The organism is Chitinimonas arctica (assembly GCF_007431345.1).
GTDB lineage: Bacteria > Pseudomonadota > Gammaproteobacteria > Burkholderiales > Chitinimonadaceae > Chitinimonas > Chitinimonas arctica.
Map to the genome: position 1 here is coordinate 213,473 of NZ_CP041730.1, position 24,718 is coordinate 238,190.

Below are 24,718 nucleotides of genomic sequence, written 5' to 3' on the forward strand. Positions count from 1 at the left end.
CAGCTTTACTTGAGCATGTCGCACCAGCTCTTCTTGGCCGCCCTGGCCTCTTCCATGGCCTGTTTCAATTCGGCCGCGTTCATATCCCGCTCGCGTCCTTGCGCATCCTTGCGGCCGACGGAACCGGCTATTTCCATCTGGCTCAGGCTTTCGGTCGCCTTCAGGCAATTGGCCCTGATCTCGGCCTCGCTTACCGATACCGGCGCGGTCGCCTCGGCCTTCTCGGTGGACGGCTTGCCACCGGGCGCCGGTGCGGCCGCCGGGCCGGCGGTCTTGTTGATCTTGACCGGTTTGGCTTTCGCCGCGGCCGGGGGCTGGTCGCCGAATTGCACCTTACCGTTGGCATCGGTCCATTTGTAGACCTCGGCATGCGCGCCGACGGCCAGTAGCGCGATCAGCAGCAGCGAAACGTGGCTTGGATGGGATTTCATACGAGTTCCTCTGTAGCGGGCAAGGCGAGGGGCAAGGCCTCGCTGGGTTCATGGTCAAATCGGACATGCTCGATCTCGTCGAAGCGCTTGCTGATCTTCTCGCTGCTGATCTGCACTTCCTGGGCATCGTCATTGGCTTGGCGGATATGCGTGGCGAGCTTCTTCATGCGTTCGTCGAAACGGCGGAAATCGGTGGAAAGCCGGCTCAGGGCAGCCTTGATGATATGCACCTGCTGGCGGGTTTCCACATCCTTGATCACCGCACGGGCGGTATTGAGCACCGCCATCATGGTGGTGGGCGACACGATCCAGACGCGCTTGCCCATGGCGTACTGCACCAGTTCCGGGTTATAGGCATGGATCTCGGCGAAGACGGCTTCGGCTGGAATAAACATCACCGCGCCATCGGCTGTCTCACCGGCGATGATGTATTTTTCGCTGATGGCATCGATATGTTTTTTGACATCCGCACGGAACTGGCGCTGCGCCACCATGCGTTCGCCTTCCACGCGGGTGCCGAACATGCGGTGGTAGTTTTCCAGCGGGAACTTGGCATCGATCGCCACCGTACCGGTCGGTTCGGGTAGCCGCAACACACAGTCGGCACGGGTGCCGTTCGACAGGGTGGCCTGCAATTGATAGCAACTGGCCGGCAACACATTGCTCAGCAAATGTTCCAGCTGGACTTCGCCGAATGCGCCGCGCGACCGCTTATCACCCAGCAACTCCTGCAGGCTGACGACGTTGCTGGTCAGGCCATCGATCTTCTTCTGCGCCTCGTCGATGGTGGCGAGGCGGGCCATCACGCTGACAAACGTCTCGTTGGTCTTCTTGAAGCCTTCGTCCAGGCGCTCGCTGACCTTGCCCGAAATCTGTTCCAGCCGCTTGTCCACGCCATCGCTCAGCAAGGCGATGGATTGCGTCAGCTGCTCGGTGGTCTTGCGCAGCGTGCCCAGCAATAGTTCCTGCTGGGCCAAGCCCTGCTCGCCCACCAGCTTGCTGACCGTCGCCATGATCTCCACCCGCAAGGCATCCTGCTTCTGCTGCACGGTCTGCGAAATATCGGCGAGCTGCTTGGCAATCGCTTCACGGCTGTCGGCCAGCGCCTGCGTCTGGGTCAATTGCATCGATTGCAGCGCGCCGGTCTGGGCGATCTGCACAGCCTGCAAGGCCTCGGTCTGGGCGGAGCGCAGCGTGTCCAGTCCAACCCGGGTGTCCTTCAACTCTGCCCCCACCGCATCGCGCAGCCGATCGAAGGACTGGCCCACGCTATCGCGCAAACGCTCGCCCGATGCCTGCACGCTGGTGCGCAAGCGCTCGCTTTGCTCGGCGAAGCCGTGGCTGAGGGCATCCGACTGGCGCTGCAGGCCGGCATGCAGGTCACCCAGCATGGCGCGGTGCTTTTCTTCCAATTGGGCGGTCAACAGATCCAGGGTGCTGCGTTGCGCCTGCGCCAGTTGGCCCAGGCGGACGGTGACCAGGATCGCCGCCAGCAAGACCACCACGGTGACGATGCCGAACAGGACTTCAATCATGTGTTTATTCCAAAAGCACTTCAGGTTGCCGGGATGATACGCGCTCAGCCTGGGTAGGCGGCATATCGGCTATTCATCATAAATACCAAACAGAAATATAAAAACAATTCTTTATGCTTTGAAGCACTTTAACTCCTGGCCCAATATGGTGTTGCCAAAGTCAGTACCTTGCAAAGACCACTACCGCCCGTGTTGGGGAACGCGGGTTTGTCCCGCCCTCGATCGACGACTCCTAGTTCGAGGGCGGGCGGCGGTGGACTGGGAACCCGTCAACTCGCCAAGCTGTAAAGGACGTCACGATGCCGTTAATCATCCATCCCGGCTGGCAGGATTCCGGCCCCGCCCATTGGCAGTCGCGCTGGCAAGCCACCCTGCCCGATGCCCAGCGCCTTGTCCAGGCGGATTGGCATCAGCCTGACCTGGCGGACTGGGTTGCCACCCTGGACAGCAAACTGGCCGCGCTGGCCGAACCGGCTTTGCTGGTTTGCCATAGCCTGGGTTGCCTGACACTCCTGCACTGGGCCATCCGCCACCCCGAGCACCACGCCCGCCTGGGCGCTGCCCTGCTGGTCGCGCCGGCCGATGTCGAACGTTCCGACGCCCCGACAGAAATCCGCGGCTTTGCGCCCATCCCGCGCCTGCGGCTGCCTTTTCCCGTTACCGTGGTCGCGAGCGACGACGATCCGTTCTGCCGCATCGAGCGCAGCCGCCAATTCGCCGAGGATTGGGGCGCCGAACTGGTCACCCTGCGCCAGGCCGGCCATATCAATGCCGACAGCGGCTTTGGCGCCTGGCCAGAAGGCTTGGCGTTACTGACAGCGCTACGGGAACGGCAAACCCAGGCCAAAGAGGCGATCCACGGCTGACGATTACCGCCGCAAGCGGGGCATTCCGCTTATTCACTTGCGTTTCGGCGCTGGCGGTTCCAAACTTGAAGACCAGCCGTCATAGCCAGCACACGATGTTCCGCCGCGTTTCCGCCCTTTTCCTGTTGTTATGCAGCGCCGTCCTCGGCGCGGCCGAAACGCGCCAGAGCCTGGACGCGCTGAGCGAAGCGGCCGGCCGTTTCCTGTCCACCCAATTGGCCAATTACGGCGAGCGGGCCAGCTTCCAGCTGGGCAGGCTGGACAATCGGCTGGAACTGGCCCCCTGCCAAAAACTGGACGTGCAACTGCCGCAAGGCAGCCGCCTGGTCGGCAACACCAGCTTGCGCATCGCCTGCGGCAAGGGTGCGAAATGGGTGGTCAGCCTGCCGGTGGCCATTTCCATCCAGGCCGACTACTGGGTAGCCACGCGCGCCCTGCCCGCCGGCCATGAATTGACCGAGAACGATATCGAGCGCCGCAGCGGCGACCTTTCGCAATTGCCCAGCGGGGTAATCATCGACCATACGCTGGCGATAGGCCGCACCTTGCTGGGGGGCACCCCGGCCGGCGCCCCGCTGCGTGGCGACCAGTTGCGTCCGCCTTTTGCCGTCAAAGCCAATGAATTCGTCAAGATCGTCGCCACGGGCAATGGTTTCGAGGTCGCCAGCGAAGGCCGGGCCATGGCGAACGCCAATGAAGGCCAGCAGGTCAGCGTCAAGATGGTGACCGGCGCCGTGGTGCAGGGTGTAGCCCGCGCCGGCGGCACAGTGGAAATCAAGTACTAGGGACGCACTGAAATATTGCGCACACTCAAATCGCAGTGCACCACCCGGCGATACCCGCAAGGGGTAGGCCGTGGTTGTACGGCGCTGACGCGCCAACAACCACGCACAGCCGGGTGTTCATGGACCATGATAAATCAACGATCCCTCGCTGATTTATCCCACTCCCCCTCACCCGGGCGGCCCCGCCCTCGCCGCCGCGAGGGAGCCTCGCTGACGCTCGTTTAAGCATTAAACCAGCGTGCCCCTAACGCATCGCAGCATCGCCTGGACCCCCACGCCCCCCGCAAGTAGAATCACCGGTTCCTTCCCAGCGGTTTCGACCCCCACATGCAGGTATTTCGCGGCGCCCCTTTCCTACCGGCCGGCCCATGCGCGCTGACCATAGGCAACTTCGATGGCCTTCATCGCGGCCATCGCGCCATGCTCGACCGCCTGGTCGGCGAGGCCAGCCGGCTGGGTTTGCCCGCCGCCGTGCTGACATTCGAACCGCATCCGCGCGAGCTATTCGCGCCGGACTCGGCCCCGCCCCGCCTCTCCAGCCTGCGGGAAAAACTGGAACTGCTGCGCGACGCCGGTATTGCCCGCGTCTATCTGGCCCATTTCACCCGCGGCTTTGCGAGCCTGAGCGCGGAAGCCTTTGCCGGCGATATCGTTTCCAGCCAGATCGGCGCCCGCTATGTATTGGTGGGCGATGACTTCCGCTTTGGCAAGGGCCGCACCGGCGACAATAGTCAACTGGCCCTGTTCGGCCACCGCTTCGGCTTTTTGGCCGAGGCCATGCCGGAAATCGCCGTCGATGGCCGGCGCGCCTCCAGCACCGCGGTCCGCAACGCCTTGGCCAATGGCGAGCTGGCCTTGGCTGAACAATTGCTGGGTCGCCCCTACCGTATCAGCGGCCGGGTGGTGCATGGCCAGAAACTGGGCCGCCAGATCGGCTTTCCCACCGCGAATATCCAGGTAAAGCATAATCGCCCTCCACTCACCGGCATCTTCGTCACCGAGATCCATGGCGCCGGACCGGGTCCGCTGCTGGGCGCCACCAGCCTGGGCCAACGGCCGACCGTGGACGACTCCGGCCGCATCGCGCTGGAAGTGCATCTGCCCGATTTCGATGGCGATCTATACGGCCGCCATCTGCAGGTCGACTTCCTGCACAAGCTGCGCGACGAAGAAAAATATGCCGGCCTGGAGCCGCTGATCGCGCAGATCAAGCGCGATGTGGAGAACGCGCGCGCCTTCTACCGCGAACGAATTATCCTCCCCCATCCGTAAGCGGGTGGGGGCGGCAATGCTTTAGCCCGGCTTGCCTGAGCAAGCCGTGAACCTGAATTCACAGAGTCCTGATCCATGTCCGAACAAAGCAAATACCCCGTCAATCTGCTCGACACGCCCTTCCCGATGCGTGGCGATCTGGCCAAGCGCGAACCGGCCTTCCTGGCCCGCTGGGATAGCCAGAAGCTGTATGAACGCGTACGCGCCGCATCCGCCGGCCGACCCAAATTCATCCTGCACGACGGCCCGCCCTACGCCAATGGCGATATCCATATCGGCCACGCCGTCAACAAGGTGCTCAAGGACATCATCGTCAAGAGCAAGACCCTGGCAGGTTTCGACGCGCCCTATGTACCGGGCTGGGATTGCCACGGCCTGCCGATCGAACACCAGATCGAAAAACTGGTGAAGGGCGATAAGAAATCCATCGAAGCCGCTCCCGCCATCCACGCCAAGATCGTTGCCTTCCGCAAGGAAAACGGCCTGGACGAAAAAGCCATCCACCTGCCGGCCGATTTCATCCGCACCCTTTGCCGCGAATTCGCCGAGATCCAGATCGAGCGGCAGAAGAAGGACTTTATCCGCCTGGGCATCATCGGCGACTGGCAGCACCCGTACAAGACCATGGCATTCGACACCGAAGCCAATATCATCCGCACGCTGGGCGAAGCCCATCGCAACGGTTACCTGGTCAAGGGCCAGAAGCCGGTGCACTGGTGCGTGGATTGCGGCTCCTCGCTGGCGGAAGCGGAAGTGGAATACGAGGACAAGAACAGTCCCGCCATCGACGTCGCCTTCCCGGTCAAGGACAGCACCGCCTTGGCCGCTGCTTTCGGCCTGCCGGCCGAGCAACTGGCCGGCGTACCGGCGTTCGCGGTGATCTGGACCACCACGCCGTGGACCTTGCCCGCCAACCGTGCCGTCTGCGTCCATCCGGAACTGACCTATGACTTGATCGAAACGCCCAAGGGCCTGCTGATCCTGGTGCGCGAACTGGCCGAAGCGGCCATCAAGCGCTATGGCTTCGAATCGGTGGAAGTGATCGCCCAAGCCCACGGCAGCAAGCTGGAGAAGCTGGCGTTGCAGCACCCGTTCTATGACCGCGAGTCGCCCATCATCCTGGGCAACCACGTCACCACCGAGGCCGGTACCGGCCTGGTGCACACCGCACCCGCGCACGGCCTGGACGACTGGCTGGTCGGCCAGCACTACGGCCTGAGCAACGACAACCCGGTCGGCAACGACGGCCGCTTCCTGGCGGACGTGGAACTGTTCGCCGGCAAGACCGTCTGGGAAGCCAACCCATTGGTACTGGAAGCCCTCGCCGGCAGCGAGCTGCTCCTGGCCAGCGTACGCTTGAACCATAGCTATCCGCATTGCTGGCGGCACAAGACGCCCATCATCTTCCGCGCGACCGCCCAGTGGTTTATCGCCATGGAAAAGCCCGGCCATGCCGGCGTCTCGCTGCGCTCGGTCGCCCAGGCGGCGGTGGACACCACCGAGTTCTTCCCGGACTGGGGCCGGCCACGGCTGGAATCCATGATCAACAACCGCCCCGACTGGTGTGTCTCGCGCCAGCGCAATTGGGGCACGCCGATGACCTTCTTCGTCCACAAGCTGACCGGCGAATTGCATCCGCATTCGCTGGAGTTGCTGGAACAGGTTGCGCAAAAGGTCGAACAGCAAGGCATCAATGCCTGGTTCCTGCTGGACCCGGCCGAATTGCTGGGCGCGGAAGCCGCCGACTACGACAAGCTCAAGGACACCCTGGACGTCTGGTTCGACTCGGGCTCCACCCATTTCGCCGTACTCAAGCAGCGTCCCGAGCTGGCTTGGCCGGCCGACCTGTACCTGGAAGGTTCGGACCAGCATCGCGGCTGGTTCCAATCCAGCCTGCTCACCGGCTGCGCCACCACCGGCCGCGCGCCCTACAAGCAATTGCTGACCCACGGCTTCACCGTGGACGGCAAGGGCGAGAAGATGTCCAAGTCCAAGGGCAATGTGGTCGCCCCGCAGAAGGTGATCGACCAGATGGGCGCGGATATGCTGCGGCTTTGGGCTGCCAGCACCGACTACTCCGGCGAAATGAGCATCTCGGACGAGATTCTCAAGCGGGTTGCCGACAGCTATCGACGTATCCGCAATACCCTGCGCTTCCTGCTGGCCAACCTGAGCGACTTCGATGCCGCCCGCGATGCACTGCCGGTCGAACGGATGCTGACCCTGGATCGCTACGCCCTGGTGATGGCCCAGTCCTTCCAGCAAGCGGTCACCGCCGAGTACGAGCGCTACAGCTTCCATACCGCGATGCAGACGGTGCATCACTATTGCGCCGACGATCTGGGTGGCTTCTATCTCGACATCCTGAAGGACCGCCTCTACACCACCGCGGCCGACAGCCACGCCCGCCGCTCGGCCCAAACCGCCCTCTACCACATCACCCGCAGCCTGGCCCTGCTGCTGACGCCCGTGCTGAGCTTCACCTCGGACGAGGTCTGGACCACCTTGGCAGGCCATGGCGAGGACAATCCCCTGCTGCACGGCTGGCACGCCATCCCGCAGCCGGCCGACGGCGCCCAGCTCGCCGCCGACTGGGCGGGGGTACGCGAAGTCGTCGCCCTGGCCAAGAAGGAGATGGAAGTGCTGCGCGAAGCCGGCACCATCGGCTCCAGCCTGCAAGCCGAGCTGCGCATCACCGCCGACGAGCGGCTCTATCCGCTGCTGGCCGCGCTGGGCGACGATCTGAAATATGTGCTGATCGTGTCCAAACTGACGCTGGCAGCCGGCGCCACGACCCAAGTCAGCGTGGCACCGGCTGCCGGCGCCAAGTGCGAGCGCTGCTGGCACTACCGCGCCGACGTCGGCAGCCATGCCGACCACACCGGCCTGTGCCCGCGCTGCATCAGCAATCTGTTCGCGGCAGGCGAGGTACGTAGTCATGCTTAAGCACGGTATGGCCCGCTGGCTGGGACTGGCTGGCTTGATCGTCGTGCTGGACCAGATCAGCAAGCAATGGGTGGAGCATGCGCTCGACTACGGCGACCGCATCCCGCTCACCGGCTTTTTCAATCTGGTGCTGACCTACAATCCGGGCGCCGCCTTCAGCTTCCTGGCGGGAGCCGGCGGTTGGCAGCGGCATTTCTTCACCGTCCTGGCGGTGGTGGTGTCCGCAGTGATCGTCAGCATGCTGCGCAAGCAGCATGCACAGACCGGCATTGCGCTGGCACTGTCGCTGATACTGGGCGGCGCGCTCGGCAATGTGATCGACCGGGTGCTGTACGGTCATGTCATCGACTTCATCCAGCTTTACTATGGCCAATTCTATTGGCCAGCCTTCAATATCGCCGACTCGGCCATCTGCGTCGGTGCGGTATTGATGGTGCTCGACAGCCTGCGCAAGCCCAGCGCCGGCGCCAGCCAACCAGATTGACCCGCAGGAAGCCCGTCATGACCACCATGCAAATCATTCTCGCCAATCCGCGCGGCTTCTGCGCCGGGGTGGATCGCGCCATCGCCATCGTCGAACGTGCCCTGGCGCAGTTCGGCGCGCCCATCTATGTGCGCCACGAGGTGGTCCACAATAAGTTCGTCGTGGAAGACCTGAAGCAAAAGGGCGCCATCTTTATCGAGGCCCTGGCGGATGTCCCGCCCGGCGCCACCCTGATCTTCTCGGCCCACGGCGTCCCGCAGGCGGTGCGCCGCGAGGCCGAAGCCCTGGGCCTGAAGGTATTCGATGCCACCTGCCCGCTGGTCACCAAGGTGCATATGGAGGTCAAGAAGCTGCGCGAGACCGGCTACGAGATCGTCATGATCGGTCACCGCGGCCATCCCGAGGTGGAAGGCACCATGGGCCAGTCGCAGGGCGGCATGTACCTGGTGGAAGACGCCGACGATGTGGCCGCCTTGCAGGTGCAGAATGCGGACAAGCTGTCTTATGTCACCCAGACCACGCTGAGCGTGGACGACGCCGCCGTGGTGGTCGATGCGCTGCGCCGGCGCTTCCCCACCATCGTCGGGCCGAAGAAGGACGATATCTGCTACGCCACCCAAAATCGCCAGGATGCGGTCAAGCAGTTGTCCACCCAGTCCGACGTGGTGGTGGTGGTGGGCTCGACCAATAGCTCCAATTCCAACCGGCTGCGCGAAGTGGCGGCCAATGCCGGCCTGGACGCCTACCTGGTCGACAATGCCGCCGAACTGCAAGCCGCCTGGTTTGTCGGCAAGACGAATGTAGGCGTCTCCGCCGGCGCTTCGGCCCCGGAGATCCTGGTCAAGGAAGTGATTGCCCGCATCCAGTCCTTCGGCGCGCAAAACGTCGTGGAAATGGATGGCACGGTGGAGGGAATTGTGTTTTCCCTGCCCAAGGGTCTTAACTGACGGCATGCTTCCCGGTACCGTGGCGGCGGTCGCCGTCGCGGTACCGCCTCCTCGCCGCATGGGCCACAGAAAGCGCTTCCGATTAAACCTGGCGGCCATCGTGAATCGATTCAGCCTGCATTCAGCTACTATTGCGCGCTCCACAAACAAACAATAATCCGCTTAATTTGTTGCGTCCCGGCGACAATATCGGCTAATTGCCAACAGTGATATCGTTGGCAATAGTAACAATGACGACAGCATAATATAGAATGCATGTCATTGATAACAAACGGTTATATTTTTCATATTTGCGAGGCGCATCAAGAATCGCCCTCACTTCCGCATAATTAATTCTGTTTTCCCTAATGCGCTTTGGACTTTGGCTGACTAGACAATTCAATAGCCAGCAAACAAATGGAATACGATTCCATCCAATTCAACGCAACCAAGGGAGTTACCCGATGAAACATGCACGCATCGCCGCCGTCGTGGCCAGCCTGTTCGCTCTGCCGACAATGAGCTTCGCCGCCGATAACGTGACCGTCTATGGCATTGCCCAAGCCGCTGTCAGCTCCGTGGACAATGGCTCGGTCCGCCAGACCATTATCGAAGACACCGGCTCGCGCATCGGCTTCAAGGGTGAAGAAGACCTGGGCGCCGGCTTGGCCGCGTTCTTCAAGATCGAAAGCGCCGTCGCACTGGACGACGCCAGCAAGTCCGGCTTCGCCACCCGCGAAGGCTGGGTAGGCCTGAAGAACAAGGACTGGGGCCTCGTCAAGCTGGGTCGCGGCAAGAGCTACTTCGACCTTGCCCAGGAAAGCTTCGACGGTTTCAACGGCAACTCGACCATGATCAACAGCCTGTTGATCGACAACGCCTACTACCGCATCAGCAATTCCATTGCTTATGAATCGCCTGATATGGGTGGCCTGGTCGCCAAGGTCGAGTACGGCGATATCGAGAAGAAAGGCTCCACCGCCGGCACCGGCAAGAAGCACAATCCTTACACCCTGATCGGCGTGCTGGAATACAACAATGGCCCGATCTACGCCGTAGCCGGTGTCGAAAGCCAGCGCGACCAGGCAACCGGTCAAGCAGGTTCGTCGATCAAGTCCGTGGCTGACGATGCCAAGGCAACCAACACCCTGCTGGGTGGCGGCTTCACCTTCGACAGCGGTACCAATGTCAAGCTGGCTTGGCGTCACTCCAAGTGGAAGGCCGGTACCGGCGCCACCACCCAGAAGCGTAACGCCTTTATCGGTGTCGTGACCCAACCGATCACCCCGGTGGCTTCCGTGCGCCTGGGCTTCACCAAGGTCGCCGATATCAAGAACACCAGCGACACCGGCGGCACCTACTGGGCAATCGGCGGCGACTATGCCCTGTCCAAGCGCACCATCGCCTACACCGAGTTCACCCGTGCCGGCAATGACAAGAACGCAGGCGGCCTGTTGCAAACCAGCGCCGGGCAAGCTGCCGGCGAGCGCAACAACAACGCTTGGACCACGGGTCTGATCCACCTGTTCTAAGCTTGCGGATGGCACGGCTAGCCGTGCCTGCTCAAGCCTATGCAGGGTATGCGTCGTAAGGCGCATCCCGGCAGGAAAGAAGACGTCACGGTTATCCGGGGCGTCTTTTTTCTTGTTCAGCACCTGCGCCTCTCCAAACTTGCGCAGTAGAAAATAATTATATTTATATAATCAAAATGGTAATTATGATGATTTCAAAACCAGCATATTGGTTAGAATTGCGCCCGCACACCAACATGGATATCAAGTGTGGCATATATCAAAACTAGGGAGTCTCAGTAGCATGCAGAAAAAGAATATCGGCACGAAGTGCTTCGGCTGGGTCGCCAGTATCGGTTTGCTGTTGGCCAGCCAGTTCGCTTTTGCCAGCCACAACCTCGCCCAAACAGCAACGGTTTTCCTAAAATCCGAACCCGGCAATTGGGTCGGCGACACCTTGGGCGGTGTTGCCACGACCTTTACGCATGGCATGGATGGCTTATTTTACGGCAACACCAATTTCAATGGTGGTGTCAGCATCTATTTCGATGGAGGTTCGGGTTGGAATTGGTTTTTATTCGATTTCGCAGCGCCCAAGTACGACCCCATCACCAATACGGTCGACAACCACCCGTTGAAAGCCGGGGTTTTGTATAACAACGTCCAGCGCTATCCCTTCAATTTGGATACCCGGCCCGGCATGGATATCAGCAATCGCCATGGTAACAGTCGGCTGTCCGGCTGGTTCAAGGTGCTGGATGTCGCTTATGGCAACAATGGCGACATCACCAGATTCGCTGCCGACTTCACGCAGTTTGGTGAAAGCGACAACAGCACCGGCCCAGCCCTACATGGTTCGCTGCGTTTCAATTCCAATATCGCCATCAACCCTGTTCCGGAACCGGAAACTTATATGATGTTCGGTCTGGGTCTGGCCACACTGGCACTGGTGCGCCGCAAGCGCGCAAAGTTTCATTAAGCGACCAACGCCGATTCGCATCGAGTCGGCCTCACGCCTACGCACGCTAAATAGATTAAAAGCGGCGAATTTCAAAATCAGGGAGTATCTACAGCATGCAGAAAAAGAGTATCGGCACAAAGTGCTTCGGCTGGGTTGCCAGCATCGGTTTACTGCTGACCAGCCAGTTCGCCCTTGCCGGCAACAACATCGCCCAGACGGCAACGGTTTACATGAAATCCGAACCCGGCAACTATGTCGGCGGCAGCTTGGGCGGCGTGGCAAAGACCTTCACCCATGGCGTGGATGGGGTATTTTTTGGCAACACCAATTACCACGGCGGTGTCAGCATCTCCTACGATGGCGGTCCCGATTGGTTCTCCTTCGACTTCGCCGCACCGAAATACGACCCCATCACCAATACGGTCGGCAGCCAACCCCTGAAAGTCGGCGTCTATAACTACGCCCAGCGTTTCCCCTTCAATTCGCCGACCCGCCCCGGCATGGATATCAGCGGCAGTGGCCGTGGCAACAACACCTTGTCCGGCTGGTTCAAGGTGCTGGACGTCGCTTATGGCAGCAATGGCGATATCCTGAAATTCGCCGCCGACTTCAAGCAGTTTGGTGAAAGCAGCAACAGCACCGGTCCTGCCCTATATGGCTCGCTGCGTTTCAATTCCAATATCGCCATCAACCCTGTTCCGGAACCCGAAACTTATATGATGTTCGGTCTGGGTCTGGCTACGCTGGCACTAGTACGTCGTAAGCGCGCAAAGGCGCAATAAACGGCCAATACCGACTCGAATCGAGCCGGCCTGCCTAAAAAGCACAATGCCCCTCCTGAGGGGCATTGTGCTTTTTTCGCGAGCCGATCCGCGAGCTCGCCCCAGCTATCGTCAGTCTTGCGCCGGCGCAGGCTCGCCAGGCGCTTCCACGATCACCGGCTTGACGGGCTTATCGTCGCTACTCATGGCATCCACCGCCCAGCCCCCGGCCTTGACCGCGCCCTTGCCGGCCACCACCGCCACATCGGCCGTCACCGAAACCGCCGTGGCCGCCACACTGACGGCGGCGCCTGCCACTGAAATCACGGCGCAACCATTCAGGCCCGCCACACCAAGCAACAAGGCCAGATATCCGCGTAAATTCATGTCGTCTTCCAGTTCGATCAGGGTGAAATCCTGCCTATTCGGCACTACAGGCACAATACCAGTTTGCCGAGATTGCGATTCTCTTCCATATAGCGATGAGCCTGCGCCACTTCCGCCATGGGGTAGACCTTATCCAGCGTCACTTTCGCCCGCCCGGCAGCGATGGCCGGCAATACGACGTCCCGCAGGGCGGCAGTCAAGCCAGCCTTGACCGGCAAGGGCTGCGGCCGCAAGGTCGAGCCCTGCACACTCAGGCGCTTGAGCAAGAGGCGTCCCAGGTCGAGTTCGGCGCGGGCGCCCCCCATCAGACCGATCACCACCAGCCGGCCATCCGGCTTCAGACTGAGCAGATTACCTTCCAGATAGTCGCCGCCTATACAGTCCAGCACCAAGTCCACGCCGCCATGGGCCTTGGCGACCACGGAAAAATCTTCGTGGTGGTAATCGATGGCGGCGACCGCGCCTAGCGCGCGGCAAAAATCCGCCTTGTGCGCGCTGCCTACCGTGGTCAGCGCTTCCGCGCCCAGCAGGCCGGCCAGTTGGATGGCCGCCGCACCGACTCCGCTTGAGCCGGCATGGATCAGCGCGGTCTCGCCGCTCGCCAGGCATCCCAGCTGGACCAGGTTCAGCCAGGCTGTCATCCAGGCTTCCGGCAGGCTGGCGGCCTGCTCCACGCCAAGCCAGTCCGGCCGCTTGACGGCACAAGCTGCCTCCAGCACGGCGTACTCGGCATAGCCGCCGCCGGCTACCAGTCCAAAGACCGCTTCGCCCACCTCGAAACCGTCGGCGCCCTCGCCCACGGCCGCCACTTCGCCCGCCACCTCCAAGCCCAGCAAGGGCGAAGCACCGGGCGGCGCCGGATAACGGCCCTCACGCTGGACGATATCGGCGCGGTTCACCCCGGCGGCGGCTATTTTCACCAGCAGCTGGCCGGCACCGGGCGTCGGCCGTTCGATTTCGGTCCATTGCAGCGTATCCACGCTGCCAGGCCGGGTTTGCACAATGGCGCGCATGCTTGTCCTCATTAGGTTAGGGCCACGCTGGATGCGGCATCCTTCACCTTGCCCGCCTCGTGCGGCAGGGCCAGATAGTCCATCGACTGCATTTCGGTCAGCCGGCTGGCAGTGCGGAAGAACTCGTTGGCGAAGCTTCCCTCGGTATAGATCTGCTCGGCATCGGTGCTGGCCGAGATGATCAGCTTGACGCGGTAGTCATAGAACACATCTACCAGCCAGGTCAGCCGGCGCGCCGCCGAGGCCTCCTTGGCCGTCAGCCTGGGCACGTCGGACAGGATGATGCTGTGGTACTGGCGGGCCAGCCAGAGGTAGTCGGTTTGCGAGCGGGGACCTTCGCACAACTCGGCGAAGCTGAACCAGACCACGCCCGGTGCGTGCCGCTTCGCTTCCAGGCGCCGCGACTCGATCAGCATGCCGGTCGGCAGATCGCCGCCGCTGGCCAGTTTGGAAAAGATCTCGTCCAGCTCGCCATCCGTGGCCGGCGTGATGGGCGTCAGGAAAATGCGGGCCTGGGCCAAGGTACGCATGCGGTAGTCATTGCCGCCATCGACATTGACGACATCGACATGCTCTTTGAGCAACTTGATGGTGGGCAGGAAGTTGCTCCGCTGCAGGCCATCCGGGTAGAGATCGTCCGGCGCATAGTTGCTGGTGGCGACCAGCACGATGCCGAGTTCGAACAGATGCGTGAACAGCCGTCCCAAGATCATCGCATCGGCGATATCGGAGACATGGAATTCGTCGAAACACAACACCCGGGTGTCGCGCGCGATATTGGCCGCCACGGTGGCCAGCGGATCAACCTCGTTCTTGAGCGCCCGCAGTCCTTCATGCACTTCCTGCATAAAGTTGTGGAAATGGATGCGGCGCTTGCGCTTGAACGGCAGTCCTGCAAAAAAGCCATCCATCAGGAAGCTCTTGCCCCGCCCTACCCCGCCCCAGAAATACAAGCCGCGCGGCACGGCCGGCGTGGGTAGCAAGGTGCGGCCAAACAACCTATCACGTTTGCGCTTGAACTCGGTCAAGGCTTCGTATAGGCCTTGCAAGTGGGCAATCGCCTGCGTCTGCGCGGTATCCCGCTGAAAACCCACCTGTTTCGCGGCTTCTTCGTACCATTGCGAAGGAGCGGTGCCGGGCTGGATATGGGCGGTATAGACGTGTTGTGACATGGGAGCTTCGTTGGACGGTGTAGCGAATTATAACTGTCATTAAGCGAAGCAAGACCTGTAGCAATCACTCGTATATATTGGCACCGACCGCGTCCATGCAGTGCACTAAAACCTAATAAAGCGGTCTCATTCCTAGCATGCAAAAACTCAGGAGCAAGCCACTATGGCCAGAATCGCACTCGTCACCGGCGGCATGGGCGGCATCGGAACCGCCATCTGCCAAAAACTCGCCGATGCGGGGTACACCGTCGTCACGACTTACAGCCGTCCCGGCAAGGAAATCCAATGGCTGGCGGACCAAAAGGAGAAGGGCTATCTCTTCCACGCCTATCAATGCGATGTCGCGGACTATGATGCCTGCCAGGCCCTGGCTGTCCGGATCACGGCCGAGGTTGGCCAGGTGGACATCCTGGTGAACAACGCCGGCATCACCAAGGACACCACCTTCCGCAAGATGAGCAAGGTGGACTGGGATGTCGTGATGCGTACCGATCTGGACTCGCTGTTCAATGTCACCAAGCCCTTTATCGATGGCATGACGGATCGGAACTTCGGGCGCGTGATCAATATTTCTTCGATCAATGGCCAGAAGGGCCAGTTCGGCCAGACCAACTATTCGGCCGCCAAGGCCGGCATGCACGGCTTCACCAAATCGCTGGCACAGGAAGTCGCCAAGAAGGGCGTGACGGTCAATACCGTCAGTCCCGGCTATATCGCCACCGAAATGGTCATGGCGGTCAAGGAGGAGATCCGCCAAGCCATCATCGCGGGCATCCCGGTCAATCGACTGGGCCTGCCCGAGGAAGTGGCCGAGCTGGTGACTTACCTGGCGGGGGAAAGGGCTGGTTTTATCACCGGTTCGAATATCGCCATCAACGGTGGTCAACATATGTTTTGATCTTGCGGGCCGGGCGGGCGCTACCGCCCTCCCGGCCATTCGGTCCGGCAAGCGCGCATGCGCCGGACCGAACAAACGCGTACCATTAAATTCCCTTATAAATCAGCAAACTATATTTACGCAATTGCTCCCCGCCGGGTGTGCGCGGTATCCTAACGCTTTGCTCGAATTCAGCTACCGATATGACTATCGTCATCAAGACCCAAGAAGATATTGAAAAAATGCGTATTGCCGGCCGCCTGGCCAGCGAAGTGTTGGACTACATCACGCCATTTGTCGTCCCCGGCGTCACCACCGCCGAACTGAATCGTCTCTGCCACGAATATATGACAAATGTGCAGGGCACCATCCCGGCACCGCTCAATTATTGCCCGCCCGGCTATACGCCCTACCCGGCCGCCATCTGTACCTCAGTCAACCAGGTGGTTTGCCATGGCATCCCCAACGACAAGGCATTGCGTAGCGGCGATGTGGTGAATCTCGATATCACCGTGATCAAGGACGGCTACCACGGCGATACCAGCCGCATGTTCGCCGTCGGCGAAGTCGCCAGCCATGCCAAGCGCCTGGCGCAGGTGACGTTCGAATGCATGTGGATAGGCATAGACCTGGTACGGCCCGGTATCCGCCTGGGCGATATCGGCGCGGCCATCCAACGCCATGCCGAAAAACAGGGCTATTCCGTGGTACGGGAATTCTGCGGCCACGGTATCGGCAAGAAATTCCACGAGGAGCCGCAGGTATTGCATTACGGCAAGCCTGGCACCGGCCTGGAGTTGAAGGCAGGCATGATCTTCACCATCGAACCGATGATCAACGCCGGCAAGAAGGAAATCCGCCCCATGCCCGACGGCTGGACCATCACCACCAAGGACCGGTCGCTGTCCGCCCAGTGGGAACATACCATCCTGGTCACGGAAAACGGCTATGAGGTCTTGACCCAATCGGCCGGCACCCCCGCCAAGCCGGCGCTGGAAGCGCATATGCACACGGCCTGACCGCCCCTCTGGCACTTAACGAGCGCAAGCGAGGCTCCCTCGCGGCGGCGAGGGCGGGGGGAGTTGGATTAAATCAAGCGAGGAGCGGCTGATTTGTCCCTGTGGCTTAACGCCCGGCTTTGCCGGGTGGTGAGTTGCAGTTTGAGTAAGCGCAATGGTTCAGTGCGTCCTCTTGCCGTGCGCTGGAAGCAGGCACGCGGTAAGCTTGGACCATTGCCGGCGCAACGGCTATCCGCGGAGTCTCCAGCATGCTGGTACAGATCGATCTTGCCGATACCCTGCTCGCCCTGGAGCTGCTGCAGGTGCAACGCGTGGCCTACCAGCAGGAAGCGGAACTGATCGGCTATCCCGCCTTGCCGCCGCTGCGGGAAACCTTGCCGGAACTGCTCGATTGCGGCGAGACCGTGCTGGGCTGGCGGGTGGATGGCGAGCTACGCGGTGCCGTGGGTTATCTGGCGCAAGCCGGACAAGCGGATATCTGCCGCCTGGTGGTGGCACCCGCCTGGCAGCGCCAGGGTATCGCCCGCCAGCTATTGCAGGCCTTGATAGACAACGACGAATACGCCGCAATCACCGTCACCACGGCAGCAGCCAATCTGCCGGCATTGGCCTTGTACCGGGAAATGGGCTTTTTACCCTCCACCCCATTTACCACCCCGGATGGACTGGCCCTGGTGCGATTGCAGCGTGGCCCGGCGCCAGACCGGTGCTGACGCGCCCCCCACTAAATACAGTACTTCCCTATCTACCGGCAAAGCGGTAAAGATAGTAGCTGTCCCTCCAGAGCTGGCCGCCATGAACGCTTCACTTCCCATCCCGGATCTGCGCCGGCAGTTGCAAAGCGCGCGAGCCTTGCTGCATCACGACTATCACGACCCCGAACGGGCAGCCGAGCTGGTGGAGGCCGATGCCCGCCTGGTCGATCATTTCCTGGTCGAGCGCTGGCGCGAACTGGAGATCGACCCGCAGGCCGCCTTGATCGCGGTGGGCGGCTATGGCCGTGGCCAGCTGTTTCCCTGCTCCGATATCGATCTTTTGATCCTGCTGCCCGCGAATGCCGGCAAGCACACCCTGCAGAAAGTGGAAAGCCTGGTCGGCCTGCTGTGGGATCTGGGCCTGGAAGTCGGCCATAGCGTCCGCACGCTCAGCGAGTGCCTGGCGGAAGCGCGCGATATCACCGTCAGCACCACCCTGCTGGAAACCCGTCTTTTGGCCGGTTCCGGCCCCGCCTATGGGGAATTGGTGGAATCGGTATTCGGGCAGCTCGATCAGCGGGCCTTTTTCGAGGCAAAGCTGCTGGAGCAGCAACAGCGCCACGAACGCTACCAGGGCTCGGTCAACAAGCTGGAGCCGAACGTCAAGGAGGCGCCCGGCGGCATGCGCGACCTGCACCTGGTCCTGTGGCTGACCGGTGCCTGCGGCCTGGGCGGCGATTGGGACAGCCTGCATAAATCCGGGGTACTGACCGGCCAGGAACTGCGCAAGCTCAAGCGCGCCGAGAAGATGCTGTGGTCTTTCCGCATCGCCCTGCATCTCACCGCCAATCGCCGCGAGGACCGTATTCTGTTCGACTATCAGAATACCCTGGCCAAACGGTTCGGCTATGTGGACAACGGCGCCGATCGCGCCAGCGAGCAGCTGATGGCGGTCTACTACCGGTCCGCCCGGATTGTCGCGCAGCTGCAGCCCTTGCTGATCCAGGCGGTGCGCCGCAAGCTGTATGGCCGGGCGCGCCTGGAGATCGAGGCCATCAACGAACGTTTCGTCGCCCGCGGCCATCTGCTGGAGATCGCCCACCCCGATGTCTATGAACAAACCCCGTCGGCCATCCTGGAAACCTTCCTGGTGCTGCAGCAGCATCCGCAACTCTCCGGCATAGGTGCCGACACCTTGCGGGCGCTTTGGCATGCCCGGCCACGCATCAATGCTGCCTTCCGCCGCGATCCCGTCAATAAGCGGCTGTTCCTGGAGATTCTTCGCCAGCCCTGGGGCACCACCCGGGTCATGCGGCGGATGAACCAGTACGGGGTGCTGGGACGCTATATTCCGGCCTTCGGCAAGATCGTGGGCCGCATGCAGCACGACCTTTTCCACGTCTACACCGTGGACGAACATATCCTGATGGTGTTGCGCAATCTGCGCCGTTTCGCCACACCGGCTTTCAACCACGAGTACCCGGCCTGCTCGCAGCTGATCGAGGCATTCGAGCGGCCCGAGCTGCTTTACCTGGGCGCCTTGTTCCACGATATCGGCAAGGGCCGCGGTGGCGACCACTCGCAGCTGGGCAAGGTCGATGCCCGCGAGTTCTGCGTCTCGCATGGCCTGGACCGCGAAGACACCGAGATGGTGGCATGGCTGGTGGAACACCATCTGACCATGTCCAGCGTGGCGCAGAAGCAGGATGTCTATGATCCTGAAACGGTGGAAGCCTTCGCCCAGATCGTCCGCAACGAACGCCACCTCAATGCGCTCTATCTGCTGACCGTGGCCGATATCCGCGGCACCAGTCCCAAGGTATGGAACGCCTGGAAGGCAAAGCTGCTGGAAGACCTGTTTCGTGCCACGCGGCGCTACCTCAGCGGCGAAACCCTCAATACCATCGACGCCCTCGATGAGCGCCGGCAGGAAGCAGAGAGCCAGATGCGCCGCCATGGCCTGCGCGACGATGCGCACCGGCCACTTTGGAAGACGCTCGATGCGGTCTATTTCCTGCGCCACGATGCGCCGGAAATTGCCTGGCATGGGCGGATACTGTGGGGTCGCTTCGACAAGGATGAAGTGGTGGTGCGGGCCCGGCCGGCCGAGGCCGACGGCGGCTTGCAGGTGCTGGTCTACTGCCCCGACCGTCCCGACCTGTTCGCCCGCATCTGCGCCTTTTTCGAACGTACCGGCTACAGCATTTTCGACGCCAAGATCTACACCACGCTGAAGGGCTATGCCCTGGACAGTTTCTACGTCCATACCGCCGACGGCCACGATACCGAGTACCGCGACCTGGTAGGCTACATCGAATACGAGCTGGCACAGCTGATCGTGCGCGACGATGCCCTGCCCCCACCCTTGAGCGGACGCGTCAGCCGTGTGCTCAGGCACTTCCCCTTGCCGCCGCAGGTATTGATACGGCAAGACGACAAGCAACGCCTGCATATCCTCTCCCTGGTGGCGGGCGACCGGCCCGGCCTGCTGTCGCGCATCGCCCGCGTGCTGTCGGCCCATGCCATCGCCATCCATTCGGCCAAGATCATGACGCTGGGCGAACGGGCGGAAGATACCTTTACCATTTCCGGGCAGGCGCTGGCCGATCCCAAGTCGCTGGTTCGGCTGGAAGCGGATTTGATGGAAACCTTGCGGCTGTAGCAGCGATGCCGCGCAAGCCCACGCCAGGCGACCATCGGCCGGACGGCCTGGTCGGCTATGCTGAAAGCACTCCCACCGGACTAGGCCTCACTCCCTTGCGGATCCAACACGATATGAACGCAGCACCACCCAGCGCGCTTGCCTCCAGCGCCGCCATTCTCGACATGCCGCTGGTCCTGCGTGAAGGCTTGCCGATGGCGGCTTATGCCTGCGATGCCGATGGCCGTATCCGTTGGTTCAACCGGCGGGCGGCGTCACTATGGGGTCGCGAACCGCTGATACAGGATGGCCGCGAACTGTATTGCGGTGCCTATCAGCTGCTCGACCTTGACGGCAGCTCCTTCGCGCATGACAAACAGCCCATGGCGCAGGTCTTGCGCACCGGCACGGGCAACCATGAGCAGGAAGTCATCGTACAAAGGCAGGACGGTACGCGTGCAGTGGCGCTATTGCAGATCGAGCCGGTATTCGACGAAGGCCAGGTACTGATCGGCGCGATCTGCTGCTGTACCGAAACCACCGCGCGCTACCAGACCTTGCAGGCCCTGCATGAAAACCAGCGCACGCCCAGCGAATTGCTGCAAGCGCTGCCGGCAGCCATCTATACCACCGACGCCAAAGGCTATATCACCTCCTTCAACGCAGCGGCCGTGGCGCTGTGGGGCTGGGAACCGGTCATCGGCAGCAGCCAGTGGTGCGGCGCCTGGCGGCTGCTATGGCCGGACGGCACCCACTTGCCCCATGAAGAGTGCCCGATGGCCATCACCCTGAAGGAGGGTCGCCCGCTACGCGGCATCGAAGCAATGGCCGAGCGCCGGGACGGTAGCCGCGTACCCTTTCTGGCCTACCCTTCGCCGATTTGGGATGAGCACGGCACCCTGATCGGTGCGGTCAATATGCTGGTGGACTACACCGCGCAGAAGCACTCCGAAAGGCGCCTGCGCGACGAAGCGAATATCAATGAAACGCTCAGCCATATCAGCGAGATGCTGGTCACCGAACTGGCCTTGCCCAAGATCGCGCAGTTGGTGACCGATGGCGCGACCAAGCTGATAGCCGCGCAATTCGGCGCCTTCTTCTACAACGCCCAGGATGGCCAGGGCGAGCGCTATATGATGTACGCCATCTCCGGCGAGGTGCATGAGGTCGCCTCGCCCTTCACCGTCGCGCCCGACACGGACATGCTGCGCCGCCTTTTCCAGGGCCATGGCGCGGTGCGGGTGGACGATCTGACCCAGGTACCCGGTTACAAGGAAAGCGTACTGGGCCACGCCGCCCAAACGATCAAAAGCCACCTGGCGGTGCCGGTAATTTCCAATAGCGGAGAATTCCTCGGCGCACTGCTGTTCGGGCACTCGCTGGCCGGCGTATTTACCGAACGGCATGAACAGTTGATCGGCGGCGTGGCGAACCAGGCCGCCATCGCCATCGACAATGCCCGGCTCTACACCCGCCTGCAGGAAGTCGCCGAACGGCTCAGCCTGGCATTGTCGGCGGCCAAGCTCGGCGACTGGAGCTGGATGGTCGAATCCGACCTGGTGACCTTTTCCGAAAACGCCGCCAGGATATTCGGCATCACGGCCGAGCCCCTCAAGCCGTGGTCCGAGATGGTCGATATGATTCATGCGGAAGATCGCGAGCAGGTCATCCAGGCGATTGGCCAGGCGGTCATCACCCGTCAACCCACCAGTATCGAATGCCGTATCGCACGGCCCGATGGCCGCAGCGTCTGGGTATCGGCCTGGGGGATGGCCAATAGCCACGTCGATGGCGCCAACCAGGGCCTGTTCGGCGTAATCCAGGACATCAGCGAACGCAAACAGATGGAAGAGGAATTGCGCAAGCGGGCCAGCGCGCTGGCCGATACCGACAAGCGAAAGGATGAGTTCCTGGCAACCTTGGCGCACGAATTGCGCAACCCGCTGGCGCCGTTGCGCACCTCCCTGGAGGTGCTGCAAAGAAAGGACTGTACCGAGGCGCAATATGTGGCCGCCCGTGCGGTCATGAGCCGCCAGGTAGCGCAAATGGCGATCTTGATCGACGAACTCCTGGATGTCTCGCGGATCTCCAGCGGCAAGGTGATATTGCGGCGGGAGAACATCGGGCTGCAGGCGATCATCGACCACGCCCTGGAAATGACCCTCCCCTTGATCACGGAATACGGTCACCGCATCAGCGTCAATATCCCGGCGGCGCCGGTCTATCTGCATGCCGACAAGACCCGCCTGGCCCAGACCCTGTCCAACCTGCTCAACAACGCGGCCAAATATACCCCGAAGGGTGGCGATATCTGGCTGGACGCCACGGTGGACGGCCATGATATCGTGATCAATATCCGTGATAGCGGCATCGGCATCGCATCGGAGATGCTGGAACGGGTGTTCGATGTCTTTCTACAGATCGATCGCAATTTCGAGCAGGCGGAAGGCGGCCTGGGCATCGGCCTGTCCCTGGCAAAACGCCTCACCGCGCTGCATGGCGGCAGTTTGACCGCCCATAGCGAAGGGCTGGGCAAAGGCAGTCTATTCACGCTGCGCTTACCCCTGTTGGCAAACCTGGAGGCACCGATGCACGACACCTTGCCGATATCGGCCGAGCACGGCGCGAGTACGGCGCGCCGCATCCTGGTCGTGGACGACAATGTCGATTGCCTGGAAAGCATGGCCATGCTGCTCGAACTGGAAGGCCACGAAGTCTTGCGGGCCCAGGATGGTTTGGATGCCTACCGGATCGCCATGCAGAAACGTCCCGACATCGTATTCATGGATATTGGCTTGCCCAAGCTCAATGGCTACGAAACCGCGCAAAAGCTAAGGGAAGATTACGGCTCGCAAGCGCTTACCCTGGTGGCGATCAGCGGCTGGGGGCAGGACAAGGATAGGACCTTGTCCTTGCAGGCGGGCTTCGATTTCCACTTGGTCAAGCCGGTGGATTTTTCGGCGCTTACCATGGTGATCAATGAAGGGCGGCCTGGTGCGTAAACCTTATTGACGCGCGCCCAGACCATCCGCCGCCAAACGCGCGCGCACAAAGGCAATATGTTCACGCAGCACATAGATCTGGTCGATAAAGGCAAGCGGCACGGTCAGTTTGTTCACACCCTGCTCGATCTCATCCAGACGGGCCAGCAGCGGACCGCGATCTTCTGGGATGGGCTGGCTGAGCAAGCCGCGCTCCAGCGCCATCAATGCGCCATACCAGGGATAGATACGCGAATGGATCCGCCAGCGGTATAGCCACGGCAACAGGCGTATAGCGGGAATCAGCAGCACCGCGATAGGCAGGACCAGGATCACGATGCGATCCAGCAAGCTGGCCAGCCAGAAAGGCAGATGACGATAGAAAAAGCCCTTGCCGAATTTGTAATAGCGGTCGGCATCGTCGCTGAGCCGGAAATCGCTGCTCTGCGCGACCGGAAACTCGCCGGCTTCCTGCAATAGGCCGCGCCTGCCGTGCACCTCGCGGGCCGCGTCTATCAACAGGTCGGACAAGGCGGGGTGCAAGCTTTCCCGTGCCAGCAGTTCCACGTTTGGGGCGACCAGGGCGATATCCAGACTGGGAATATTGCGCGCCAGGTCGATCGCCCCCATCGGTAGGGTCAATTTACCCAGGGACGGTATGCGACGGGTGTAGGCCTCTGCCTGGGACAAGTTCAGCAAGTGCACATCGGCGGCGAACATCAGCTTGCGCATGGTCGCCAGGCTGGCGGAGTCACCCATCAGAAAAGCTGCATCGATCTCGCCGGCCAGCAGCGCCTCAACCGCGTCTTCCGCTTCCAGGCCCCGCAACTGCGTCGTGCCCCCCTGATCGATACCGTTGGCCTTGAACAAGGCCAGGGCCAGAACACGCGCACCGCTGCCCACTCTGCCGATGGACACACGCTTGCCAGCCAGCTCGGTCAGCTTGCCTACCGTCTCCTTGCCGCGATAGAACATAAACATCGGCTGGTGCGAAATGCTGCCGAGCGAAACCAGCTGGTCGGCCTTCCCCGCCGGCGTGATCCCATCAATGACGAAGCCGAGATCGACCTTGCCGGCGCTCAGGCGATCCAGGTTCTCCAGGGATCCTTCCGATTTGAGCACCACCAGCGTGATGCCGTTACGGGCCAGGATCTTCCGGTACTTCTCCGCATGCTTATGGAAAGCACTGCCTTCCGGCCCGCTGGAAATGGTGATGGTTTTAGGCGGCGCCGGGTCGAGCAGGGTAATGACCGCGGCAATCAGCAGCACCGAGAACAGCAGGAAAGGCCCCAGGGTAACCGCCAGGTCGCGCCAGGACACCGCGCTGATACGGGCGTGGAATCGTGCCGGCAATACCTTCCTGGCGATCTTCCGGCGTATTTCCCGGCGCCGTTGCCGGCCGGTGGGAGGGGTTGTTTCCTGCATGGCGGCTCCTGGCTAGCCCGAGAGTTTGCC

Annotated in this window: 20 protein-coding genes; 14 read left to right on the forward strand and 6 right to left on the reverse strand. The window is 61.6% G+C overall.

Going from position 1 to position 24,718, the window contains the following annotated elements:
* Window positions 1–5: 5 nt before the first annotated feature.
* A complete protein-coding gene (locus FNU76_RS00985) occupies window positions 6–431 on the reverse strand; it encodes a DUF4124 domain-containing protein (protein WP_143855962.1) in 426 nt (141 codons plus the stop codon).
* On the reverse strand, window positions 428–1,966 hold the full coding sequence (locus FNU76_RS00990) for a DNA recombination protein RmuC (RefSeq protein WP_143855963.1): 1,539 nt from the start codon (window positions 1,964–1,966) through the stop codon (window positions 428–430). Before FNU76_RS00990 ends, FNU76_RS00985 begins: the two co-directional genes overlap by 4 nt.
* A gap of 299 nt (window positions 1,967–2,265) precedes the next feature.
* Between FNU76_RS00990 and FNU76_RS00995 the strand changes: the two genes are divergently transcribed.
* The 9 genes from FNU76_RS00995 to FNU76_RS01035 all read left to right on the forward strand — a co-directional run bounded on the left by FNU76_RS00995 (window position 2,266) and on the right by FNU76_RS01035 (window position 12,499).
* A complete protein-coding gene (locus FNU76_RS00995; protein ID WP_143855964.1) occupies window positions 2,266–2,832 on the forward strand; it encodes an RBBP9/YdeN family alpha/beta hydrolase in 567 nt (188 codons plus the stop codon).
* A gap of 65 nt (window positions 2,833–2,897) precedes the next feature.
* Window positions 2,898–3,617 carry a flagellar basal body P-ring formation chaperone FlgA gene (gene flgA / locus FNU76_RS01000; RefSeq protein ID WP_143855965.1) on the forward strand — a complete coding sequence of 240 codons (720 nt, stop codon included), beginning with the start codon at window positions 2,898–2,900 and terminating at the stop codon, window positions 3,615–3,617.
* A gap of 327 nt (window positions 3,618–3,944) precedes the next feature.
* A complete protein-coding gene (locus FNU76_RS01005) occupies window positions 3,945–4,889 on the forward strand; it encodes a bifunctional riboflavin kinase/FAD synthetase (RefSeq protein ID WP_143855966.1) in 945 nt (314 codons plus the stop codon).
* A gap of 75 nt (window positions 4,890–4,964) precedes the next feature.
* Window positions 4,965–7,835 (forward strand): isoleucine--tRNA ligase, encoded by a 2,871-nt coding sequence (ileS, locus tag FNU76_RS01010; protein WP_143855967.1) that lies wholly within the window; start codon window positions 4,965–4,967, stop codon window positions 7,833–7,835.
* Window positions 7,828–8,319, forward strand: coding sequence for a signal peptidase II (gene lspA, locus FNU76_RS01015; protein ID WP_223879176.1), 492 nt, complete (start codon window positions 7,828–7,830; stop codon window positions 8,317–8,319). Before ileS ends, lspA begins: the two co-directional genes overlap by 8 nt.
* 17 nt (window positions 8,320–8,336) lie before the next feature.
* The gene (gene ispH / locus FNU76_RS01020) at window positions 8,337–9,266 is read left to right on the forward strand and encodes a 4-hydroxy-3-methylbut-2-enyl diphosphate reductase (RefSeq protein ID WP_223879177.1); all 930 of its coding nucleotides are present in this window, start codon (window positions 8,337–8,339) and stop codon (window positions 9,264–9,266) included.
* Window positions 9,267–9,709: 443 nt separating this feature from the next.
* The gene (locus FNU76_RS01025; protein WP_179958296.1) at window positions 9,710–10,777 is read left to right on the forward strand and encodes a porin; all 1,068 of its coding nucleotides are present in this window, start codon (window positions 9,710–9,712) and stop codon (window positions 10,775–10,777) included.
* Between the two features lie 283 nt (window positions 10,778–11,060).
* Window positions 11,061–11,735 (forward strand): PEP-CTERM sorting domain-containing protein, encoded by a 675-nt coding sequence (locus FNU76_RS01030; RefSeq protein WP_143855969.1) that lies wholly within the window; start codon window positions 11,061–11,063, stop codon window positions 11,733–11,735.
* A gap of 95 nt (window positions 11,736–11,830) precedes the next feature.
* Window positions 11,831–12,499 carry a PEP-CTERM sorting domain-containing protein gene (locus tag FNU76_RS01035; protein ID WP_143855970.1) on the forward strand — a complete coding sequence of 223 codons (669 nt, stop codon included), beginning with the start codon at window positions 11,831–11,833 and terminating at the stop codon, window positions 12,497–12,499.
* 111 nt (window positions 12,500–12,610) lie between these two features.
* Here the strand turns inward: FNU76_RS01035 and FNU76_RS01040 are convergent, their stop codons facing one another.
* From FNU76_RS01040 to zapE, 3 genes are read right to left on the reverse strand one after another with little or no spacing between them, the layout of a single operon-like run.
* Window positions 12,611–12,910 (reverse strand): hypothetical protein, encoded by a 300-nt coding sequence (locus FNU76_RS01040; RefSeq protein WP_223879178.1) that lies wholly within the window; start codon window positions 12,908–12,910, stop codon window positions 12,611–12,613.
* On the reverse strand, window positions 12,910–13,878 hold the full coding sequence (locus tag FNU76_RS01045; RefSeq protein ID WP_143855971.1) for an NAD(P)H-quinone oxidoreductase: 969 nt from the start codon (window positions 13,876–13,878) through the stop codon (window positions 12,910–12,912). The genes FNU76_RS01040 and FNU76_RS01045 overlap by 1 nt, the downstream gene beginning before the upstream one ends.
* A gap of 11 nt (window positions 13,879–13,889) precedes the next feature.
* Window positions 13,890–15,050: a cell division protein ZapE gene (zapE, locus tag FNU76_RS01050; RefSeq protein ID WP_143855972.1), complete on the reverse strand. Its 1,161-nt coding sequence runs from the start codon at window positions 15,048–15,050 to the stop codon at window positions 13,890–13,892.
* Window positions 15,051–15,213: 163 nt separating this feature from the next.
* Here zapE and phbB point away from each other — a divergent pair, with 163 nt between their 5' ends.
* From phbB to FNU76_RS01075, 5 genes are all read left to right on the forward strand, one after another.
* The gene (gene phbB, locus FNU76_RS01055) at window positions 15,214–15,948 is read left to right on the forward strand and encodes an acetoacetyl-CoA reductase (RefSeq protein ID WP_143855973.1); all 735 of its coding nucleotides are present in this window, start codon (window positions 15,214–15,216) and stop codon (window positions 15,946–15,948) included.
* A 182-nt stretch (window positions 15,949–16,130) separates the two neighbouring features.
* Complete coding sequence (map, locus tag FNU76_RS01060; RefSeq protein ID WP_143855974.1) at window positions 16,131–16,946, forward strand: type I methionyl aminopeptidase; 816 nt, start codon at window positions 16,131–16,133, stop codon at window positions 16,944–16,946.
* Between the two features lie 248 nt (window positions 16,947–17,194).
* Window positions 17,195–17,659, forward strand: a complete 465-nt coding sequence (locus tag FNU76_RS01065) for a GNAT family N-acetyltransferase (protein WP_143855975.1) — start codon at window positions 17,195–17,197, stop codon at window positions 17,657–17,659.
* Window positions 17,660–17,741: 82 nt separating this feature from the next.
* Window positions 17,742–20,303, forward strand: a complete 2,562-nt coding sequence (locus FNU76_RS01070; protein WP_143855976.1) for a [protein-PII] uridylyltransferase — start codon at window positions 17,742–17,744, stop codon at window positions 20,301–20,303.
* 5 nt (window positions 20,304–20,308) lie between these two features.
* Window positions 20,309–23,284, forward strand: a complete 2,976-nt coding sequence (locus FNU76_RS01075; protein ID WP_143855977.1) for a PAS domain S-box protein — start codon at window positions 20,309–20,311, stop codon at window positions 23,282–23,284.
* Between the two features lie 3 nt (window positions 23,285–23,287).
* Here FNU76_RS01075 and FNU76_RS01080 read toward each other — a convergent pair whose 3' ends face one another.
* Window positions 23,288–24,688: a TAXI family TRAP transporter solute-binding subunit gene (locus tag FNU76_RS01080; RefSeq protein ID WP_143855978.1), complete on the reverse strand. Its 1,401-nt coding sequence runs from the start codon at window positions 24,686–24,688 to the stop codon at window positions 23,288–23,290.
* Between the last annotated feature and the right edge of the window lie 30 nt (window positions 24,689–24,718).

What these genes read in the sequence shown, in the direction of transcription:
- FNU76_RS00985 (WP_143855962.1), bottom strand. Translation starts at nt 431, where the DNA reads ATGAAATCCCATCCAAGCCACGTTTCGCTGCTGCTGATCGCGCTACTG.
- FNU76_RS00990 (WP_143855963.1), bottom strand. Translation starts at nt 1,966, where the DNA reads ATGATTGAAGTCCTGTTCGGCATCGTCACCGTGGTGGTCTTGCTGGCG.
- FNU76_RS00995 (WP_143855964.1), top strand. Translation starts at nt 2,266, where the DNA reads ATGCCGTTAATCATCCATCCCGGCTGGCAGGATTCCGGCCCCGCCCAT.
- FNU76_RS01005 (WP_143855966.1), top strand. Translation starts at nt 3,945, where the DNA reads ATGCAGGTATTTCGCGGCGCCCCTTTCCTACCGGCCGGCCCATGCGCG.
- ileS (WP_143855967.1), top strand. Translation starts at nt 4,965, where the DNA reads ATGTCCGAACAAAGCAAATACCCCGTCAATCTGCTCGACACGCCCTTC.
- lspA (WP_223879176.1), top strand. Translation starts at nt 7,828, where the DNA reads ATGCTTAAGCACGGTATGGCCCGCTGGCTGGGACTGGCTGGCTTGATC.
- ispH (WP_223879177.1), top strand. Translation starts at nt 8,337, where the DNA reads ATGACCACCATGCAAATCATTCTCGCCAATCCGCGCGGCTTCTGCGCC.
- FNU76_RS01025 (WP_179958296.1), top strand. Translation starts at nt 9,710, where the DNA reads ATGAAACATGCACGCATCGCCGCCGTCGTGGCCAGCCTGTTCGCTCTG.
- FNU76_RS01030 (WP_143855969.1), top strand. Translation starts at nt 11,061, where the DNA reads ATGCAGAAAAAGAATATCGGCACGAAGTGCTTCGGCTGGGTCGCCAGT.
- FNU76_RS01035 (WP_143855970.1), top strand. Translation starts at nt 11,831, where the DNA reads ATGCAGAAAAAGAGTATCGGCACAAAGTGCTTCGGCTGGGTTGCCAGC.
- FNU76_RS01045 (WP_143855971.1), bottom strand. Translation starts at nt 13,878, where the DNA reads ATGCGCGCCATTGTGCAAACCCGGCCTGGCAGCGTGGATACGCTGCAA.
- zapE (WP_143855972.1), bottom strand. Translation starts at nt 15,050, where the DNA reads ATGTCACAACACGTCTATACCGCCCATATCCAGCCCGGCACCGCTCCT.
- phbB (WP_143855973.1), top strand. Translation starts at nt 15,214, where the DNA reads ATGGCCAGAATCGCACTCGTCACCGGCGGCATGGGCGGCATCGGAACC.
- map (WP_143855974.1), top strand. Translation starts at nt 16,131, where the DNA reads ATGACTATCGTCATCAAGACCCAAGAAGATATTGAAAAAATGCGTATT.
- FNU76_RS01065 (WP_143855975.1), top strand. Translation starts at nt 17,195, where the DNA reads ATGCTGGTACAGATCGATCTTGCCGATACCCTGCTCGCCCTGGAGCTG.
- FNU76_RS01070 (WP_143855976.1), top strand. Translation starts at nt 17,742, where the DNA reads ATGAACGCTTCACTTCCCATCCCGGATCTGCGCCGGCAGTTGCAAAGC.
- FNU76_RS01075 (WP_143855977.1), top strand. Translation starts at nt 20,309, where the DNA reads ATGCCGCGCAAGCCCACGCCAGGCGACCATCGGCCGGACGGCCTGGTC.
- FNU76_RS01080 (WP_143855978.1), bottom strand. Translation starts at nt 24,688, where the DNA reads ATGCAGGAAACAACCCCTCCCACCGGCCGGCAACGGCGCCGGGAAATA.